At 65.7% G+C, this 15334-nt stretch carries 14 protein-coding genes; 6 read left to right on the forward strand and 8 right to left on the reverse strand.

Translation table 11 applies throughout. The annotated features are described in order from the left end of the window. Positions 1 to 24 precede the first annotated feature (24 nt). Positions 25 to 453: a VOC family protein gene (locus ABZ827_RS14485; RefSeq protein ID WP_357237051.1), complete on the forward strand. Its 429-nt coding sequence runs from the start codon at positions 25 to 27 to the stop codon at positions 451 to 453. A 415-nt stretch (positions 454 to 868) separates the two neighbouring features. Further along, positions 869 to 2053: a cytochrome P450 gene (locus ABZ827_RS14490; protein ID WP_357237426.1), complete on the forward strand. Its 1185-nt coding sequence runs from the start codon at positions 869 to 871 to the stop codon at positions 2051 to 2053. Between the two features lie 27 nt (positions 2054 to 2080). Here the strand turns inward: ABZ827_RS14490 and ABZ827_RS14495 are convergent, their stop codons facing one another. The 3 genes from ABZ827_RS14495 to ABZ827_RS14505 all read right to left on the reverse strand — a co-directional run bounded on the left by ABZ827_RS14495 (position 2081) and on the right by ABZ827_RS14505 (position 4023). Beyond that, entirely contained in the window at positions 2081 to 2350 is a 270-nt protein-coding gene (locus tag ABZ827_RS14495) for a hypothetical protein (RefSeq protein WP_357237052.1), read from the reverse strand. A gap of 86 nt (positions 2351 to 2436) precedes the next feature. Next, positions 2437 to 3138 (reverse strand): hypothetical protein, encoded by a 702-nt coding sequence (locus ABZ827_RS14500; protein ID WP_357237053.1) that lies wholly within the window; start codon positions 3136 to 3138, stop codon positions 2437 to 2439. Between the two features lie 123 nt (positions 3139 to 3261). Further along, the gene (locus tag ABZ827_RS14505; RefSeq protein WP_357237054.1) at positions 3262 to 4023 is read right to left on the reverse strand and encodes a TioE family transcriptional regulator; all 762 of its coding nucleotides are present in this window, start codon (positions 4021 to 4023) and stop codon (positions 3262 to 3264) included. Between the two features lie 80 nt (positions 4024 to 4103). On the opposite strand from ABZ827_RS14505, the gene ABZ827_RS14510 reads away from it, so the two are divergent. Continuing rightward, a complete protein-coding gene (locus tag ABZ827_RS14510) occupies positions 4104 to 5294 on the forward strand; it encodes an erythromycin esterase family protein (RefSeq protein WP_357237056.1) in 1191 nt (396 codons plus the stop codon). A 262-nt stretch (positions 5295 to 5556) separates the two neighbouring features. Here ABZ827_RS14510 and ABZ827_RS14515 read toward each other — a convergent pair whose 3' ends face one another. From ABZ827_RS14515 to ABZ827_RS14530, 4 genes are all read right to left on the reverse strand, one after another. Next, on the reverse strand, positions 5557 to 6816 hold the full coding sequence (locus ABZ827_RS14515) for an amidohydrolase family protein (protein WP_357237058.1): 1260 nt from the start codon (positions 6814 to 6816) through the stop codon (positions 5557 to 5559). A gap of 269 nt (positions 6817 to 7085) precedes the next feature. Beyond that, the gene (locus ABZ827_RS14520) at positions 7086 to 8513 is read right to left on the reverse strand and encodes a FadD3 family acyl-CoA ligase (RefSeq protein WP_357237060.1); all 1428 of its coding nucleotides are present in this window, start codon (positions 8511 to 8513) and stop codon (positions 7086 to 7088) included. Between the two features lie 25 nt (positions 8514 to 8538). Further along, a complete protein-coding gene (locus tag ABZ827_RS14525) occupies positions 8539 to 9735 on the reverse strand; it encodes an amidohydrolase family protein (RefSeq protein ID WP_357237062.1) in 1197 nt (398 codons plus the stop codon). 38 nt (positions 9736 to 9773) lie between these two features. Continuing rightward, positions 9774 to 11333 (reverse strand): AMP-binding protein, encoded by a 1560-nt coding sequence (locus tag ABZ827_RS14530; protein ID WP_357237064.1) that lies wholly within the window; start codon positions 11331 to 11333, stop codon positions 9774 to 9776. 92 nt (positions 11334 to 11425) lie between these two features. Between ABZ827_RS14530 and ABZ827_RS14535 the strand changes: the two genes are divergently transcribed. Then, positions 11426 to 12142 (forward strand): enoyl-CoA hydratase/isomerase family protein, encoded by a 717-nt coding sequence (locus tag ABZ827_RS14535; protein ID WP_357237065.1) that lies wholly within the window; start codon positions 11426 to 11428, stop codon positions 12140 to 12142. Between the two features lie 5 nt (positions 12143 to 12147). Here the strand turns inward: ABZ827_RS14535 and ABZ827_RS14540 are convergent, their stop codons facing one another. Beyond that, on the reverse strand, positions 12148 to 12738 hold the full coding sequence (locus tag ABZ827_RS14540; protein ID WP_357237067.1) for a helix-turn-helix domain-containing protein: 591 nt from the start codon (positions 12736 to 12738) through the stop codon (positions 12148 to 12150). Between the two features lie 353 nt (positions 12739 to 13091). Here ABZ827_RS14540 and ABZ827_RS14545 point away from each other — a divergent pair, with 353 nt between their 5' ends. Further along, the gene (locus ABZ827_RS14545) at positions 13092 to 14360 is read left to right on the forward strand and encodes a cytochrome P450 (RefSeq protein ID WP_357237069.1); all 1269 of its coding nucleotides are present in this window, start codon (positions 13092 to 13094) and stop codon (positions 14358 to 14360) included. A 64-nt stretch (positions 14361 to 14424) separates the two neighbouring features. Next, positions 14425 to 15261, forward strand: coding sequence for a mycofactocin-coupled SDR family oxidoreductase (locus ABZ827_RS14550; protein WP_357237071.1), 837 nt, complete (start codon positions 14425 to 14427; stop codon positions 15259 to 15261). Positions 15262 to 15334 lie beyond the last annotated feature (73 nt).

Raw genomic sequence — 15334 nt, forward strand, 5'->3', positions numbered from 1 at the left:
GCATCCCGAGATACGGAGGTCCGGATGAACCATCCAGCAGGTATCGCACTCGAATTGCACGTCCCGGACTTCGGGCCGGTGCGACAGTTCTACACCCAGCTCGGTTTCGAACTTCTCTGGGAACGTGCGCCGGAGGCGAAGAAGGGCTATCTGGTGGTCGAGCTCGAGGGTAATGTCGTCGGCTTCTGGTGCGGGAACGACCGGGTATTCGATCAGAGCTACTTCCGGCGTTTCGCGCGGACCACCCCCCGTGGTTACGGCGTGGAGGTGGTCTTGACGGTGTCCGATATAGATGGTTTGTACGAAACCGCCCGGCACCACCCAGGGTTGGTGCGTGAGCTGTGCACCCAGCCCTGGGGTAAGCGGGATTTCCGCATGGTCGACCCGTTCGGGTACTATCTGCGATTCACCGAGCCGATGGACATTCGGGATCCTCGCTACGCCGTTCCGTGAGGTGAGGGCGGAATCGGCCGGAACTCCGGGGGACGATGACCGGTGAGATATTCATCGCGTGCCCCGAGGAAGCCGTTGTGCCGCGTGGCCCTCTCCGCTCGGATGCGCGGCTCGGCTCGTGTGGAAGCGCCTGCGGTGTCCCTGTGACACGGATACGTGAGGATCGGAACGGAAACATGCGTCGCCGGGAGGCGCCGTGGTTGGAAGGCGGATGCCGAACTGAACAGGCGGTGTTCGGTATTCGGTAGTTATGCTCGAGGGGTAAACGCCCCGCGATGTGGCCGGCAGCGGCTGCCATTGCACCCGAACTTGTTGGAGTATAGACGTTTTGAACACGCCAAATGCACCGGCGAACGAGTCGTCCTGTCCAGTTGTCCATGGTTCGCCGTTCGATTCCGATGAACAGCGGGTGCCCATGTACTCGCCGGGCTTCGTGGCCGACCCGCACCGCGCATACCGCGAAATGCGGCGAGAATACGGCTCGATGGCAGCGGTGGAACTGGCGCCGGGGGTGCCGGCCACACTGGTGATCGGCTATCAGACCGCGCTGCGGGTACTCAACGATCCAGATCGTTTCCCGGCCGATCCACGTGTCTGGCAGAAGGATATTCCCGCCGACTGCCCGGTACTGCCGCTCATGGAGTGGCGGCCGATCGGGAGCAAGAGCGCCGGTCTGGATTTCATGCGCTACCGCGAGGCGACCTCGGCGAGTATGGCCGAGGTCGACCTGCACGGCCTCCACGGCATCGTCGAAAAGTTCGCCCTCCCGTTGATCAGGGGCTTCTGTGCCGACGGTTCGGCCGATTTGATGAGTCAGTACATCTTCCCGCTGACGTTCGAGGTCGTCTGCGCCATGGTCGGCTGCCCGCCCGAAATCGGGCACCGGGTCGCCACCGGATTCGCGGCGATCTTCGAGGGCATCGGAGCCGAAGAAGGCAACGAGATGATCAGTTCGGCGTTGCAGGATCTGGTAGCGCTCAAGCGGGCCGAACCCGGCAACGATGTCGCTACGCTGCTGCTGCGCCACCCGGTCCAGCTCGGCGAGGAGGAACTGATCCACCAGTTGGTGGCCTTCTACGGTGCGGGAATCGAACTTCAGCTGAACTTGGTCGCCAATACCTTGCTGCTGATCCTCACCGACGACAGGTTCGGGGGCACGGTCCTGGCCGGAAGCCTCTCCACGCGCGACGCGCTCGACGAGGTCTTGTTCAACGACCCGCCCATGGCGAACTACCTGATCAGCTATCCTCGCCAGCCGACGCTGATCGATGACGTCTGGCTACCCGCTCATCAACCGGTCCTCATCAGTATGGCCGCGTGCAACAACGATCCCGCTATCCGGTCCGATAACCTGACCGGCAATCGCTCCCATCTCGCCTGGGGCGCCGGCCAGCGTGCCTGCCCCGCGCAGTCCGCGGCCTACCTGATCGCCGAGGCAACCATCGATCAACTCCTGGACGTGCTGCCCGATTTGAGTCCGGACCTGCCCGGTGGTGAACCGAGCTGGCGCCCGGGCCCCTTCCACCGGGCACTGGCATCGCTCCCGGTCACCTTCCCGCAGACCGATCCGGAATCCGTGATGCTGCCCGACACCGAGTAGCGGCAGGTCGATCGAGAAGCCGGCCGGTCAGAAGAAGTAAGCGGTGCCCGATGAGCTTCCCGTGCCGTAACCCATACTCTTCAGCCAATTCCGGAAGGCGATCAGGGCCCCGCCCACCGGGCCCGGATCGCTGCACGAACCACCGGCCGAGGAGAAGGTGCAGCCGTCGTCCGCCACCTGCGCCGGCGCACTCGCGCCCGGGTATCCGCTGTGGGCCGAGGCCGTGGCCGCGGGACCGGCCAGCGTTGCGGCGACAATGAAACCTGTCAGGACCAGGCCGCTGATTACACGTTTCACGGCGGATTTCGATGATCGCATGAGCCGAAACTACCGCAGCCGATGTACGGTATTGCCGCGCAGAGCTTTTCCGCTGCCCGCACGATTCAGGGTGATCCGGCCGCCTGCATCCGAGTCGCCGGGATCTCCGGGGTGCGGGCCGCCGCGGACCGTGCCGCCGTTCGTTGGGCGTACGCGATGACATCCCGGGTGTACTCCGACGGCTCGCGTCCGGCACAGCAGGCGTACAGCTGCTGTATCGCATCGTCGAGCCGCTGTCCCGGACCGTGGCCGGCCAGCAGGACGACGATGGTCTCCCAGGTCCCGATATGCGGATCGGCCCGGGCCACGAGCTCGTCGAGGTAGATGCCCGGTTCGACGAGTTGGAGTGCGCGGCGCGCGTAGGCGTGTATTCGCCGGGGGAGTTCGGCGCGAACGGAGTCGATATCCGCCTGCGGTACGTGCCCGTCCGGGGCGGTGCGCAAGATCCACGGTTCGGCCGGGTTCCGGGTGGTGATCAGATCGGGCCCGGTCGCCGCCTCCAGCGGTATCGCGGGCAGGCCCAGCCGGGAATTGCGCCAGTTGCCGAATTCCCACCAGGCGGTCGGTGTCGCGGTGAGATGCAGGTCGAACCGGAGCACCTGCTGCCCGTCCGTCCAGGTGCGGGAGGCCCGGGTACGTTCGACGGCGGCCACCCCGCCCGGCTCGACTCGTACCCACCGTGGATCACTGCCGTGGAAACCATAGGGCTCGAGCAACTTCTGTGTTTCGCGCAGCAGCCGCCGCAATGCCGGATCGGGTCTGACCATCTGGGCAGACTAGCGAGGCGGCCCGACAGCCGCGGTGAGCCGGTATGCCGGCGACGACGAAACCTGTCAGGACAAGGCGGTCGATTTCACGGATATGGTTCCGGCGGCCGGCACGGCCACGAGTTACTCGACCGACTGCGGAGGCGGTGCACTCGCCGACCGTCCGGCCCCGTCGGGGAGCACATCGGTGATCCGCAAGTAGTGTCCCAACATGCCGGCCGCGTCCAGCATCATGACCCCTTGCGTGACGAGTTTGCGGCGCCATTCGGCGAGGGCGGTCGCAAGGGCACCGGTGCCGCCCGCCGTGCGGATCTGTTCGACCACGGTGGCGATATGTGACAGCCCGTATCCGCCGCGTCTGAGTAGATGGGCGAGTTCGGCGTCACGGATATCGGGTGCGCGATAGACGCGGTATCCGGTGGCCGGGTCGCGGCGAGGGGTGAGGATGCCGGCTGTTTCCCATTTGCGCAGGGTGGCCCGGGTGACACCGAGGTAGTGGGCGACTTCGCCGACGCTGCGGGCGGTGGGGCCGGGTGCGCGGCCCGTATCGGTCTCGGCGGTGAGGTGGCCGATTGCCTTCCGCACCGCGTCCAAGGTTTCGCGATCGCGGATCAGCTGGTGGTGGCCTCGGTCGATCAGATCCAGCGCGGCGTCGAGTGCCCCGTCGTGCAGTTCGTTCATGATCCGGCCGGCGCGGGCGTGCCCGTACGCCGCGACGAGGGCGAGGTAGGCCCGCAACGCTGCCGCGTGTACCTCGGTGTAGATCCGGTAGCCGCTGGGTGTGCGTTCGGCGGGCGGGATGAATCCGTCCCGCTCGTAGTTGCGGACGGCCTGGGTCGAGAGGCCGTGCCCGCGGGCGAGGTCGGACGGTCGCAGGGTGATCACCGGTTTGAGACTTTACCCCACTGAAGACGAGTATAAGCGATAAAAGTCTCTACCGAGGTTTCAAAGATACGATTCAAGGAATGACGCACGGATCCGATACCTTTCTCACGCACCCCGTCGACCTGCTGGCATTCGGTGAAGCGACCCATCTGGAACCTGCCTTCGCCTGGACCCGTAACGACCTGTTCGCCGAGTTGTCCGGCCGCGGGTACCGGTCCATCGCCCTCGAGAGCGACCGGGTGGCGGCCCTTGTCGTGAACGACTACGTCCAGCAGGGGACGGGCACTCTCGACGACGTTATGCGGGAGGGTTTCTCGCACGGTTTCGGGGAGCACGAGGCCAACAGGCACCTGGTTTCCTGGATGAGGGAGTACAACGACAACCGTCCCGCGGAACAGCGATTGGCGTTCCACGGCTTCGACGCCGTGATGGAGACGATGAGCGCGCCCAGCCCGCGCCGGTATCTCGAATATGCCCGCGACTACCTGGGTCTCGACCTCGACCTGGCCGATCTGCTCGGCGAGGACGAACGCTGGCACCGCACGGAGGCGGTCATGGACCCGGCACAATCACCCGGCGCGACCGCCGCGGCCGATACTGCCCGGGTCCTCGCCGACGATATGCTCACCGTGCTCTACACCCGCGCCCCGGAACTGCGGGAGAAAACCTCACGCGCCGAATGGTTCCGGGCCGAAACGCACCTCACCGCGGGTCTGGGCGTGCTGCGGTATCACAAACAGGCGGCGCAGCGGGCCGAGCAGGAGGCCCGGTGGACCCGGATGTGCGCCACCCGGGACGCGCTCATGGCGCAGAACCTCCTCGATATCCGGCGATCCGAGGCCGGGCGGGGCGCGACCCTGGTCTTTGCCCAGAACGCCCACCTGCAACGGGAACCGAGTTCCATGCAGATGGGGGATATGCACCTGGTCTGGAACAGCGCCGGAGCGATCCTCGACACGCTGGTGGGCCCCGGGTACGCATGGATCATGGGCAGTCTGGGCCGGGATGAGTCCATCGGCCTGCACGAACCCGAACCGGACACCTATGAAGGGTTCCTGCAGACTCGTATCCCCACCCGGGGGTTGATCGATCCCGCCGACATCCCGGACGCCCGCACCCGCACGGATCACACTCCCGAGCACGGCCTCTTCCCGATGGACCGGGCGACCGTCGAGACCGCCGACGCGGTCCTGCACATCAACGACGGCGCCGCCATTCGGCGGCCGCGGGAGAACGAGTCGCGGGAACCCCTGCTCGCGCAGCGGGTGTGATCGACTCCGCCGCCGGCCGGTGAACGGTCGGCGGCAGACCTCGGCCCCGGAGCGGTTCTGGAAGAACAGGATCCGGCCGACGCCACCCTCCGGCCCGGACGCGGTGTGGTTCCAGCCGCGGCTGGGCGCAAACTACGAGAACAGGGTCGGTCGCCGGGTTCGGCCGATCACGTCAACGGTCCCCCGGACTCGGTGAAGTCCGGGGGACCGGTGGATCGCGAATACGGAAGAGTGGATGAGGGTTACCCCTCCGCGTCCGGGATCAGCTCGCGTGCCTGGCGGCGTACCGGTCCGCGTATTCCTTGCGGGTGGTGGTGGACAGGTCGACATCGGCGCCCTTGGCGCGCAGCGCGCCGACCGTCGACTCTTCCCGGGTCTGGTGGGCGAAGGGATCCCAGTTCAGGAAACGGCAGGCGTTCTGCCAGGTGATCTTGTCGATATCCGAATCGTCGGCGCCGGCACCTTCGAGTTCGTTCAGCACGAACTCCGGCGCGCCCGGCCACAGCGAATCCGAATGCGGGTAATCGCATTCCCAGGCGATGTTGTCGATACCGATCTCGTGGCGGAGCTTCAGCGAAGTCGGGTCGGTGACGTAGCAGGCCAGGACGTGCTCCCGGAACACCTCGCTGGGCATCTTGCCGCCGAAATCGCGGCGCAGCCAGCGCTGGTTGGTGTAGTGGCGGTCGGAGCGGTCCAGGAAGAACGGAATCCAGCCGACACCGCCCTCGGAGAGCGCGACCTTCAGTTTCGGGTAGCTGCGGAACGCCGGGCCCCACAGCAGGTCCTGCGTCGCGATGAGCGAAATACTCGGCGCGAGCACCATGAGGTTGTCGATGGGCGCGTTCGGTGCCAGTTTGAGAACGCCGAAGCCCTGCCCGATATGCAGGTTCATCACGGTGTCGTTGTCGCAGAGGGCCTGGAATACCGGGCCCCAGTAGTCGATATCGTGGTAGCTGGGCAGGCCGTCGATATGCGGCAGTTCCGGCATGGTGACCGAATGGCAGCCCTTGGCGGCGAGGCGGTTGATCTCGTCGACGGCCAGCTGGGGCTCCCAGAGCGGCAGTATCCCGATCGGGATGAAGCGGCCCGGGTAGGCGCCCGCCCATTCCTCGATATGCCAGTCGTTGTAGGCGGCGATCATCGCGACGGTGATCTCGTCCATACCGCCGCGGCTCAGATGCCCGGCGCTGAAACCGGTGAAGGTGGGGAAGCACATGGAGCCGAGGACGCCGTTGGCATCCATATCGCGCACCCGGTCGTGGATGTCGTAGACGGCGGGACGCATTTCGGCGTAACCGGCCGGGTCGTAGCCCCACTCTTCGGGCGGCCAGGAGACGACGGCGTTGAGCCCGGTGACACCGGTCGGCCGGTCGCGGTAGATCCAGCGATCGATGCCGTTGTCGTCCATGACGACCTTGGGCACGTACTCGGCGTATTTCTTCGGGGTGTGGTTGGCGAACATATCGCGCGGCTCGACCACGTGGTCATCGATGCTCACCAGAATCATGTCGTCGATATTCACCGGACTCCTCGCTGTTCAAGGTAGACGCCGGGGGTACCCGGACCTTGGAGATCGGAAATCTCCGAAAATGAGAATCGCACTCTCGATTGTGTTCGACGATACACCGTCCGCCCTGTGGAGGTCGAGATAGTGCGCCACCTGGATTTCGCCGCGGTCCGACGATATGGACCTACTGCCGGCCGGCGCCGGTAACGAAAACCAGGACGGGTGAACTCACTTCGGCGAACGATACCGAGGTGATCCAACCCGTCCTGCTGTTCCCGCGCCGTTCAGCGCAACTGGTCTTTCATAACCTTTCCGGTGGCGTTGAGCGGAAGCTCGTCCAGGAACACCACCGACCGCGGCGCCTTGTACCCCGCCATCCGTTGTTTGCACCAGGCCACCAGATCGGTCTCGCTGATCTGCGAGCGGGCCACCACGAACGCCTTGCCCACCTGGCCGAGTCGTTCGTCGGGGACACCGATCACCGCCGCCTGTGCCACGGCCGGGTGTTCGAGCAGGAACCCTTCGATCTCGGCGGGATAGGCGTTGAACCCGCCGACGATGTACATATCCTTCTTGCGGCCGATCACCTTCAGCCGGCCGCCCTCGTCCAGGCTGCCGAGGTCACCGGTGTGCAACCAGCCGTCGGAATCGACCGCGGCCGCGGTGCCTTCGGGGTCGTCGAGATAGCCCTGCATCACGCTGTAGCCGCGGATGAGGATCTCGTTGTCCTCGGCGATCCGCAGTTCGATACCGTCGCAGGCGCTGCCCGCGGTGGTCGCGATCTGTTCGAAGGTATCGCCGGGACGTGAGGCGGTGGCCGTACCGGCTTCGGTGAGCCCGTAACCGGTCATGATCGACTCGAAGGGTAATTCCTCGCGGACCCGGCGGATCAGATCGACCGGGATATCCGCGGCACCGGTCACCGCGGCCCGCAGCGACGAGATGTCCCGGCTCCCACGGTATTCCAGTAGTGAGTGGTACAGCGTCGGGGGCCCGGGCAGCATGGTGATCCGTTCGGTATCCACCAGCTCGAGCACCTTGTCGACGTCGAATACCGGTACCGGCAGCATCGTGGCCCCGCGGATCAGCGACGAGACGATTCCCGCTTTCAATCCGAAGGTGTGGAAGAACGGGTTCACCATCAGATACCGGTCGCCCTCGCGGAGGTCGGCCAGATCGCACCATTCGGCGTAGAGCCGGATCGTCTGCAGATGGTTCATCATCACGCCCTTGGGGCGGCCGGTGGTGCCCGAGGTGTAGATGATGTCGGCGATATCGGTGCCCGCGACCGCACGTTCGAACGGCTCACCGCTGGTGAGGAAATCCGATTTCAGGTCGAATACCGGCACCCCGGGGGGCGCCGGATAGTCGCCACCGAGGAAACCCTTCTGCACCAGCAGCGCCTTGGCCCCGCTGCGGCGGATGACATCGGCGGCCTCCTCGGCTTTGAACCGGGTGTTCACCGGGACCAGGACGCCGCCCGCTGTCATCAGGCCGAGGGCCGCGATGATCCATTCGGCGGAATTGGGTGCCCAGACGGCCGCCCTGTCGCCTTTGTCGATACCGGCTTCGGCGAACGCGCCCGCGGCCCGGCGAATCCGGTCCGCTAGTTCCGCATAGGTCAATCGCAGGTCCCCGTCCACGACCGCTTCGGCAGAACCGAAGCGGTCGGCGGTGGACAGGGCCAGCTGCGGAATGGTCTGCCAGCTCATACTGCCGCCCCCGGGCCTGACTCGCTCATACCCCGAGCAGCCGCGCCAGGTTGCCGCCCATGATCTTGGCCTGATTCTCCAGCGGCATGTCCTTGATCTCGTGGATGTAGCGCGCCGGCTCGGCCAGGCCCTCGGGATGCGGCCAGTCGGAGCCGAACAGCACGTGATCGACACCCATGACGTCGGACAGTCGCTGCAGATCCTCTTCCCAGAACGGGCTGACGTAGAGGCTCTGCTTGATGGCTTCCACCGGATCGCGGAAACCGAAGCCCTCCGGCGCCTTCTTGAAGACGTCGGTCAGCTGCTGCAGCAGCGGCTCGAGCCAGGCGGAGCCGTTCTCGATCACCGAGATCTTCAGATCCGGGAAACGGTTCAGCGCGCCGTGGCACACCCAGGAAGCGACCGCGTCGGTGACGGGGCGCCACTGGTTGGTCATCGCGAAGGTGTTGGTCTTGAACGGCAGCATCTCCAGGGCGCTGCCCTCCCACTCGGCGTCGAAACGCGAGTAGCCGCTGTCCGAGGAGTGCATGGTGACCAGCACATCGAGCTCGACGACCCGCTTCCAGAACGGATCGAACTCGGGCAGTGCGAAGGACCGCATGCCCTTGAAGCCGGGCACCGGGGCCGGGCGGATCAGGATCGCCTTGGCGCCGTGTTCGACGACGGCCCAGTTCAGCTCCTCGATCGCCTTCTCGACGATCGGCAGGGTGATCACCGGGACGGTGAAGATCCGGCCGGAGTGCACGAAGCTGCCGTCCTGGCCCCAATCCTCCAGCATCCACTGGTTCAGCGAGTGGATCACCGCGTGGATCAGTTCGGGGTGGTGCCGCATACGCTCTTCGACCAGGCTGGCCAGGGTCGGGAACATGAGCGCCCGCTGCAGCTGGAGGTCGTCCATCACCTTCAGGCGTGCCACCGGGTCGCGGAAGGCGTCGATGGCCTTCATCGACTTGCCGAAGATCTCGCGCCGGCTCTTGCCCTCGGGGTTGCCGTGCTTGAAGTAGTCCTCCATGGCGCCGGGGCGGGCCACGACGTCGAAGGTGGGGTTGGGGATGTACTCGCTGATCTGGCCGAGAACCGCGATCTTGGTGCGGCCGTTGATCTCGATGTACTGGATGGCGCCCTCGTACTCCTTCGGCAGGTGCCGGGTAAGCGCTTCTTTGGTCTCGTACAGGTGGTTGTCGGCGTCGAAGAGCTGGTACGGCAACTCGACTTCACTCATGGAATCCTCCTTGGTTCTTTATGAGAATGGTATTCTCATCAGGGTTCGGTCGCAACGGCCTCGGTGCGGGCCGCGGCGAGATCACGCCGGATGGCGAATTTCTGGATCTTTCCGCTGGGGGTGCGGGGGAAGTCCGCGACGATATGTAGTTCCTCGGGCCACTTCTGTTTGGCCAGCCCGGCCTGTTCGAAATGTGCCCGCAGCGAGTCGATATCGGGTTCGGGATGCGATGACAGACAGCGCACGACCGCGGCGGTGCGCTCCCCGAGGCGGGGGTCGGGCACGGCCACCGCCACCCCCTCGGCCACCCCGGGCAGCGTGAGCAGGACCTCCTCGACTTCGAGGGCACTCACGTTCTCGCCGCCGCGGATGATGATGTCGGATTTGCGGTCGGTGATCGTCAGGTAGCCGTCGGCGTCGAGTGTGCCGATATCGCCGGTGTGGTACCAGCCGTCGGCGTCGAAGGTGCGGGCGGTGAGCTCGGGATCGGTGTAGCCCAGGCACAGATCGGGTCCGCGGCTGATGATCTCCCCGTCCTCACCCAGCCGGAATTCCACCCCGGGTAATGCGTTGCCGTCGGTGAACATACGTTTCGGCGCCGGTGCGGTGGCCATCGAACCGGTGATCGAGGGGTGCTCGGTGCTCCCGTAGGAGCGGAACACCGTGATACCGAGCCCCTCGAGCCGGGTACTCACCGCGGCCGGCACCGCCGCGCCGCCGAGCCCGGCATAACGCAGCTGTTCGAGGTGGGTGGGTTTGTAGTCCGGATGGTCGAGCAGGCTGGTGAGGAAATAGCTGACTCCGCCGCCCACGCAGATGTTCTCGGATTCCATCAGCTCGAGCACCCACCCCGGATCCCAGAGATCGAGCAGGTGGATGGGGGCGCCGTCGAGTACCGGGATCAGCAGGGCGTTGAGCATACCGATGAAATGACCGACCGGCGCCGAGGTGAGCTGATCACCCCGGTCCGGTGGATACATACCGGCCAGCTGCCGGACTTCGTAGCCGAGGGTGTTGTGGCTGTGCACGACGCCCTTGGGCGCGCTGGTGGTCCCCGAGGTGAAGGCGATAACCGCGGGGCTGTCCGGATCGGTGGCCAGTGCACCGGCCATGGGTTCCGGGTCGAGGAGTTCGTCGAAATTCCGATCCACCACACCGACCACCGGGACCGCGGCGCACAGCCGCGGGTCGAATTCGTTGTGGCCGAATCGCTCGCAGGTGATGAACGCTTTCGGCTCGACGGCATCGAGGATGTACCCGAGCTCTTTGCGGCCGTAGAAGTGGGCGATCGGCACCACGGTGGTGCCCAGCAGTGCGGATGCCCAGTAGGTCGCCGCCGCCTCCATCCAGTTCGGAAGTTGGAACGCGACGAGATCGCCGGGCCCGACCCCGCGCCGCCGCAGTCCGGCGGCCAGTCGTCGCGCGATCAGTTCGACGTCGGCGAAGGTGCCGGAATAAGGGCGCAGCCGGGAGTGCACCGCGAACCGCGCATCGGGGGCCGCGGCGAGACTGCGGGCCAGGAGCTCGCCGAGGGTCTCGTCGGCCCACCAGCCCGCCTCGCGATAGCGAAGGGCCAGTTCGGGGGGAACTTTGCGCATAGTCGAACTCCCGATCCGAGCGCCGGAAACCAGCGGGAAAGTATATGGTTCTCTATGTAAGAGAATCATATTTCCGTCGAGGAGAACAAGTAGTGATCGAGCTCGAACTGACAGACGGCCTCGCCGTTGTCACCATCAACCGCCCGCATGCGCGCAACGCCATCGCCCTGGACACGATGGACGAGCTGGACAAGGCGATCGACGGGGCCGCCGGGGCGCGGGCGCTGGTGATCACCGGTGCCGGTGACAAGGCGTTCGTCTCCGGTGGGGATCTCAAGGAACTCGCCGCCCTGCGCACCCACGAGCAGGCCGCGGCGATGGCGAACCGGATGCGTCAGGTATGCGACAAACTGGCCGGATTCCCGGGGCCGGTGATCGCGGCCCTCAACGGGCACGCGCTAGGGGGCGGTGCCGAGGTGGCCGTGGCCGCGGATATCCGGATCGCCGCGGCCGATATCAAGATCGGGTTCAATCAGGTCGCGCTGGCGATCATGCCCGCGTGGGGTGGGGCCGAGCGGCTCACCCGGCTGGTCGGGCGCAGCCGGGCGCTGTTGCTGGCGGGGACGGGCGAGATTCTCACCGCGCCCGACGCCGAACGTCTCGGCCTGGTGGACCGGGTGCTGCCCCGGGCGGAGTTCGACGCGGGCTGGCGAGCGGTGGCCCGCGCGCTGGCCAATCCCTCGGCGGGTGAGATCAAGAGGGTGATCGACGGCGTGACTCCGCAGGAAGCGGTCGACGCTTTCGCGAAACTCTGGGTGTCCGACGCGCACTGGGCCGCCGCGGAGCGGGTGATGAACCGCGGCAAATGAACTACCTATTCCGCCTGCCCGCTCTCGAGCAGCCCGATCTCGCGTTCGGCGAACGCGAAGGTTTCGGCGTGCCCGGCTGTCATGCCGAGCGCCTGTTCGAGCACGACCATCCGGGCCGCGCTGGTCATCAGGACCGAGAGCACATCAGCGGGGAAGCGGCTCGTATCGACCCCGTACCCCGCGAGCATCCGGCCCAGCGCCTCGGTCTGGGCCGCGCGGAACTGTTCGGAGTAGCGGGCCACCTCGGCCCGGATGGCCGGATGGTGATTCGCCAGGCCGACGAACTCCATGGTGAAGCGCGCCGCGGTGGCATCGGTGCTGAAGGTCCACAGCGCGTGCAGCGGACGATCGGATTTCAGGACCTGCGCCAGGGCTTCGAGTCCCTCATCGGCGCGGCGGCGGAACAGTTCGAGGAACAAATCGTCCATCGAGCGGAAGTAGTAGTGCACCAGTTGCGGTTTCAGGCCGGCATATTCGGCCACCCGCCGGGAAGTCACGGCCGCCCAGCCCTGTTCCAGCATGAGCTGTTCGGCGGCGTCCATCAGGACACCGCGGTTCTTGGCGTCGGGTGCCCCGAGCCGGCGGGGTGTTGACATGGTCGTGCCTCCTCCTGAAAATCCGCGCGGCCGTTGTGGTCATGGGATCACCGGGGATGGTATCCCGCGAGCTGCGACTGTTGACGACGTCGGGCCGCGCATGCTAAGCATGTGCTCAGCATCACAGCTGAGCGCTCGCTCAGCAAGGGTCGTTCCGGATCGGCTCAGGCAACGACTTCGAATGAGATGTGTTCCGGCGCAAGGAGGCTGCTGTGGATGAACCGGAGCACCGCCATGCGTCGACGGCGGCGATTTCCGGCGGCAACAGCCCGAGTGAGCCGCGGAGCAAACGAGCCGTATCAACCGGTGATCCACGGTTGGCAATAAAACTCTGCTGATATCAGGAGGTTCCCGTGACCGATTTCGATACGGTCGACTACTTCACCGACCCCGCGCTGGTGCCCGATCCGCACCCCTACTACGACCACCTGCGCGCCAAATGCCCGGTGACGAAAGAACCCAACTACGGCGTCTACGCGGTCACGGGCTACGAGGAAGCCAACGACGTGCTCCGCGACTCCGATACGTTCTCCTCGTGTATCGCTGTCGGCGGCCCGTTCCCGCCGCTGCCGTTCACCCCCGAGGGCGACGACATCACCGCGCAGATCGCCGAGCACCGCCAGCAGATACCGATGTTCGAGCATATGGTCACCATGGACCCGCCGGACCACACCGCGGCCCGCTCACTGTTGAACCGGCTCCTCGTGCCTTCGCGACTGAAGGAGAACGAGGAGTTCATGTGGAAGCTGGCCGATAAACAGCTCGACGAATTCATCGACGACGGCCGCTGTGAATTCCTCGGCGCCTACGCCAAGGTGTTCACCCTGCTGGTGATCGCCGACCTGCTCGGAGTGCCCGAGGAGTATCACGACGACCTGCGGATCAATCTTGCCGGCGGCCCCACCGTGGGATCGATCGACAAGGAGATCGTGCCCATCAACCCGCTGGAATGGCTGGACAACCTGTTCAGCGAGTTGATTTCCGATCGCCGCCGCAACCCGCAGGGCGACGTCCTGACCTCGCTGGCCGAGGCGAAGTACCCGGACGGCTCGACGCCGGAAGTCGTCGAGGTGGTGCGCACCGCAACCTTCCTCTTCGCTGCGGGTCAGGAAACCACTGCCAAACTGCTCGGCAGCGCGATGCAGTTCCTGGTGACCCGCCCGGACCTGCAGGAAGCGCTGCGGGCCGACCGCAGCAAGATCCCGGTCTTCATCGAAGAGACCCTGCGTATGCAGGCGCCGGTGAAGAGTGGTTTCCGTCTCGCGAAGAAGCCGGTGGAGATCGGAGAGGTGCCGCTCACGGCCGGTGATCTGGTGATGGTCTGCCCCGGTGCGGCCAACCGCGACCCCCGCCGCTTCGAGAACCCGCACGAGTTCGACCTGAACCGGCCGAATTTCCGCGAGCACATGGCCTTCGGCCGCGGTGTGCACACCTGCCCCGGTAGCCCGCTGGCCCGCGTCGAGGGCCGGGTCTCGCTGGAGCGGATCCTGGACCGGATGCTCGATATCCGGGTCGATCCGGAAAAGCACGGTTCCCTCGACAATCCGGTGTTCAACTTCGAGCCGACCTTCATCCTGCGCGGCCTGACCGATCTGCACATCACCTATACGCCGAAATCCTGAAATACCCACCACTGCGACGGAAGACGACAGTCGAGCACTGCCGCAACGAGGAAAAGAGGAAGTTATGACCGGACGGGTCGAAGGAAAGGTCGCCTTCATCACCGGCGCGGCTCGCGGCCAGGGCCGCAGTCACGCGGTGCGGCTGGCCGAAGAAGGCGCCGACATCATCGCCGTCGATATCTGTAAGCCGATCGAGGGCGTGAAGATCCCGCTGGCGACGGCCGATGATCTCGCCGAAACCGAGGAACTCGTCAAGAAGACCGGCCGGCGGATCGTCACCGCGGAAGCCGATGTCCGCGATTCCGACGCGCTGAAAGGAACGCTCGACGAGGCCGTCGGAAAGCTGGGCCGGCTCGATATCATCGTCGCGAATGCCGGTATCGCCAGCGGCGGCGACACCCTGGCCGATACCGACGAACGGGATTGGCAGGACATGATCGACGTCAATCTCAGCGGTGTGTGGAAATCGGTGAAAGCCGGTGTGCCGCATATTCTCGCGGGCGGCCGCGGCGGTTCGATCGTGCTCACCAGTTCGGTGGGTGGTTTGAAAGCCTATCCCCAGACCGGCCACTATGTATCAGCCAAACACGGTGTCGTCGGGCTTATGCGGGCCTTCGCGGTGGAACTCGGCCAGCACTCGATCCGGGTCAACTCGGTGCACCCCACGCACGTGAGCACCGCGATGATCATGAACGACGACACCTTCCGGATGTTCCGCCCCGATCTGGAGAACCCCACCGCCGACGATATGGCGCCGATCTGCCAGATGTTCCACACCCTGCCGGTGCCGTGGGTGGATCCGATCGATATCAGCAACGCGGTGCTGTACCTGTCCTCCGACGAGGCCCGCTACCTCACCGGCGTCACGCTGCCGGTGGACTGCGGTTCGATGCTCAAATAACCGCGTCGCGGCAGTACTCTCAGCGCCCCGGCCGGGCCGATTCGCCGGCCGGGGCGTTGTGCGCGGTGCGGTC

Origin of the sequence: Nocardia sp. NPDC019395 (assembly GCF_040632335.1) — a bacterium.
GTDB lineage: Bacteria > Actinomycetota > Actinomycetes > Mycobacteriales > Mycobacteriaceae > Nocardia.

What these genes read in the sequence shown, in the direction of transcription:
- ABZ827_RS14485 (WP_357237051.1), top strand. Translation starts at nt 25, where the DNA reads ATGAACCATCCAGCAGGTATCGCACTCGAATTGCACGTCCCGGACTTC.
- ABZ827_RS14490 (WP_357237426.1), top strand. Translation starts at nt 869, where the DNA reads ATGTACTCGCCGGGCTTCGTGGCCGACCCGCACCGCGCATACCGCGAA.
- ABZ827_RS14500 (WP_357237053.1), bottom strand. Translation starts at nt 3,138, where the DNA reads ATGGTCAGACCCGATCCGGCATTGCGGCGGCTGCTGCGCGAAACACAG.
- ABZ827_RS14510 (WP_357237056.1), top strand. Translation starts at nt 4,104, where the DNA reads ATGACGCACGGATCCGATACCTTTCTCACGCACCCCGTCGACCTGCTG.
- ABZ827_RS14520 (WP_357237060.1), bottom strand. Translation starts at nt 8,513, where the DNA reads ATGAGCTGGCAGACCATTCCGCAGCTGGCCCTGTCCACCGCCGACCGC.
- ABZ827_RS14525 (WP_357237062.1), bottom strand. Translation starts at nt 9,735, where the DNA reads ATGAGTGAAGTCGAGTTGCCGTACCAGCTCTTCGACGCCGACAACCAC.
- ABZ827_RS14530 (WP_357237064.1), bottom strand. Translation starts at nt 11,333, where the DNA reads ATGCGCAAAGTTCCCCCCGAACTGGCCCTTCGCTATCGCGAGGCGGGC.
- ABZ827_RS14540 (WP_357237067.1), bottom strand. Translation starts at nt 12,738, where the DNA reads ATGTCAACACCCCGCCGGCTCGGGGCACCCGACGCCAAGAACCGCGGT.
- ABZ827_RS14550 (WP_357237071.1), top strand. Translation starts at nt 14,425, where the DNA reads ATGACCGGACGGGTCGAAGGAAAGGTCGCCTTCATCACCGGCGCGGCT.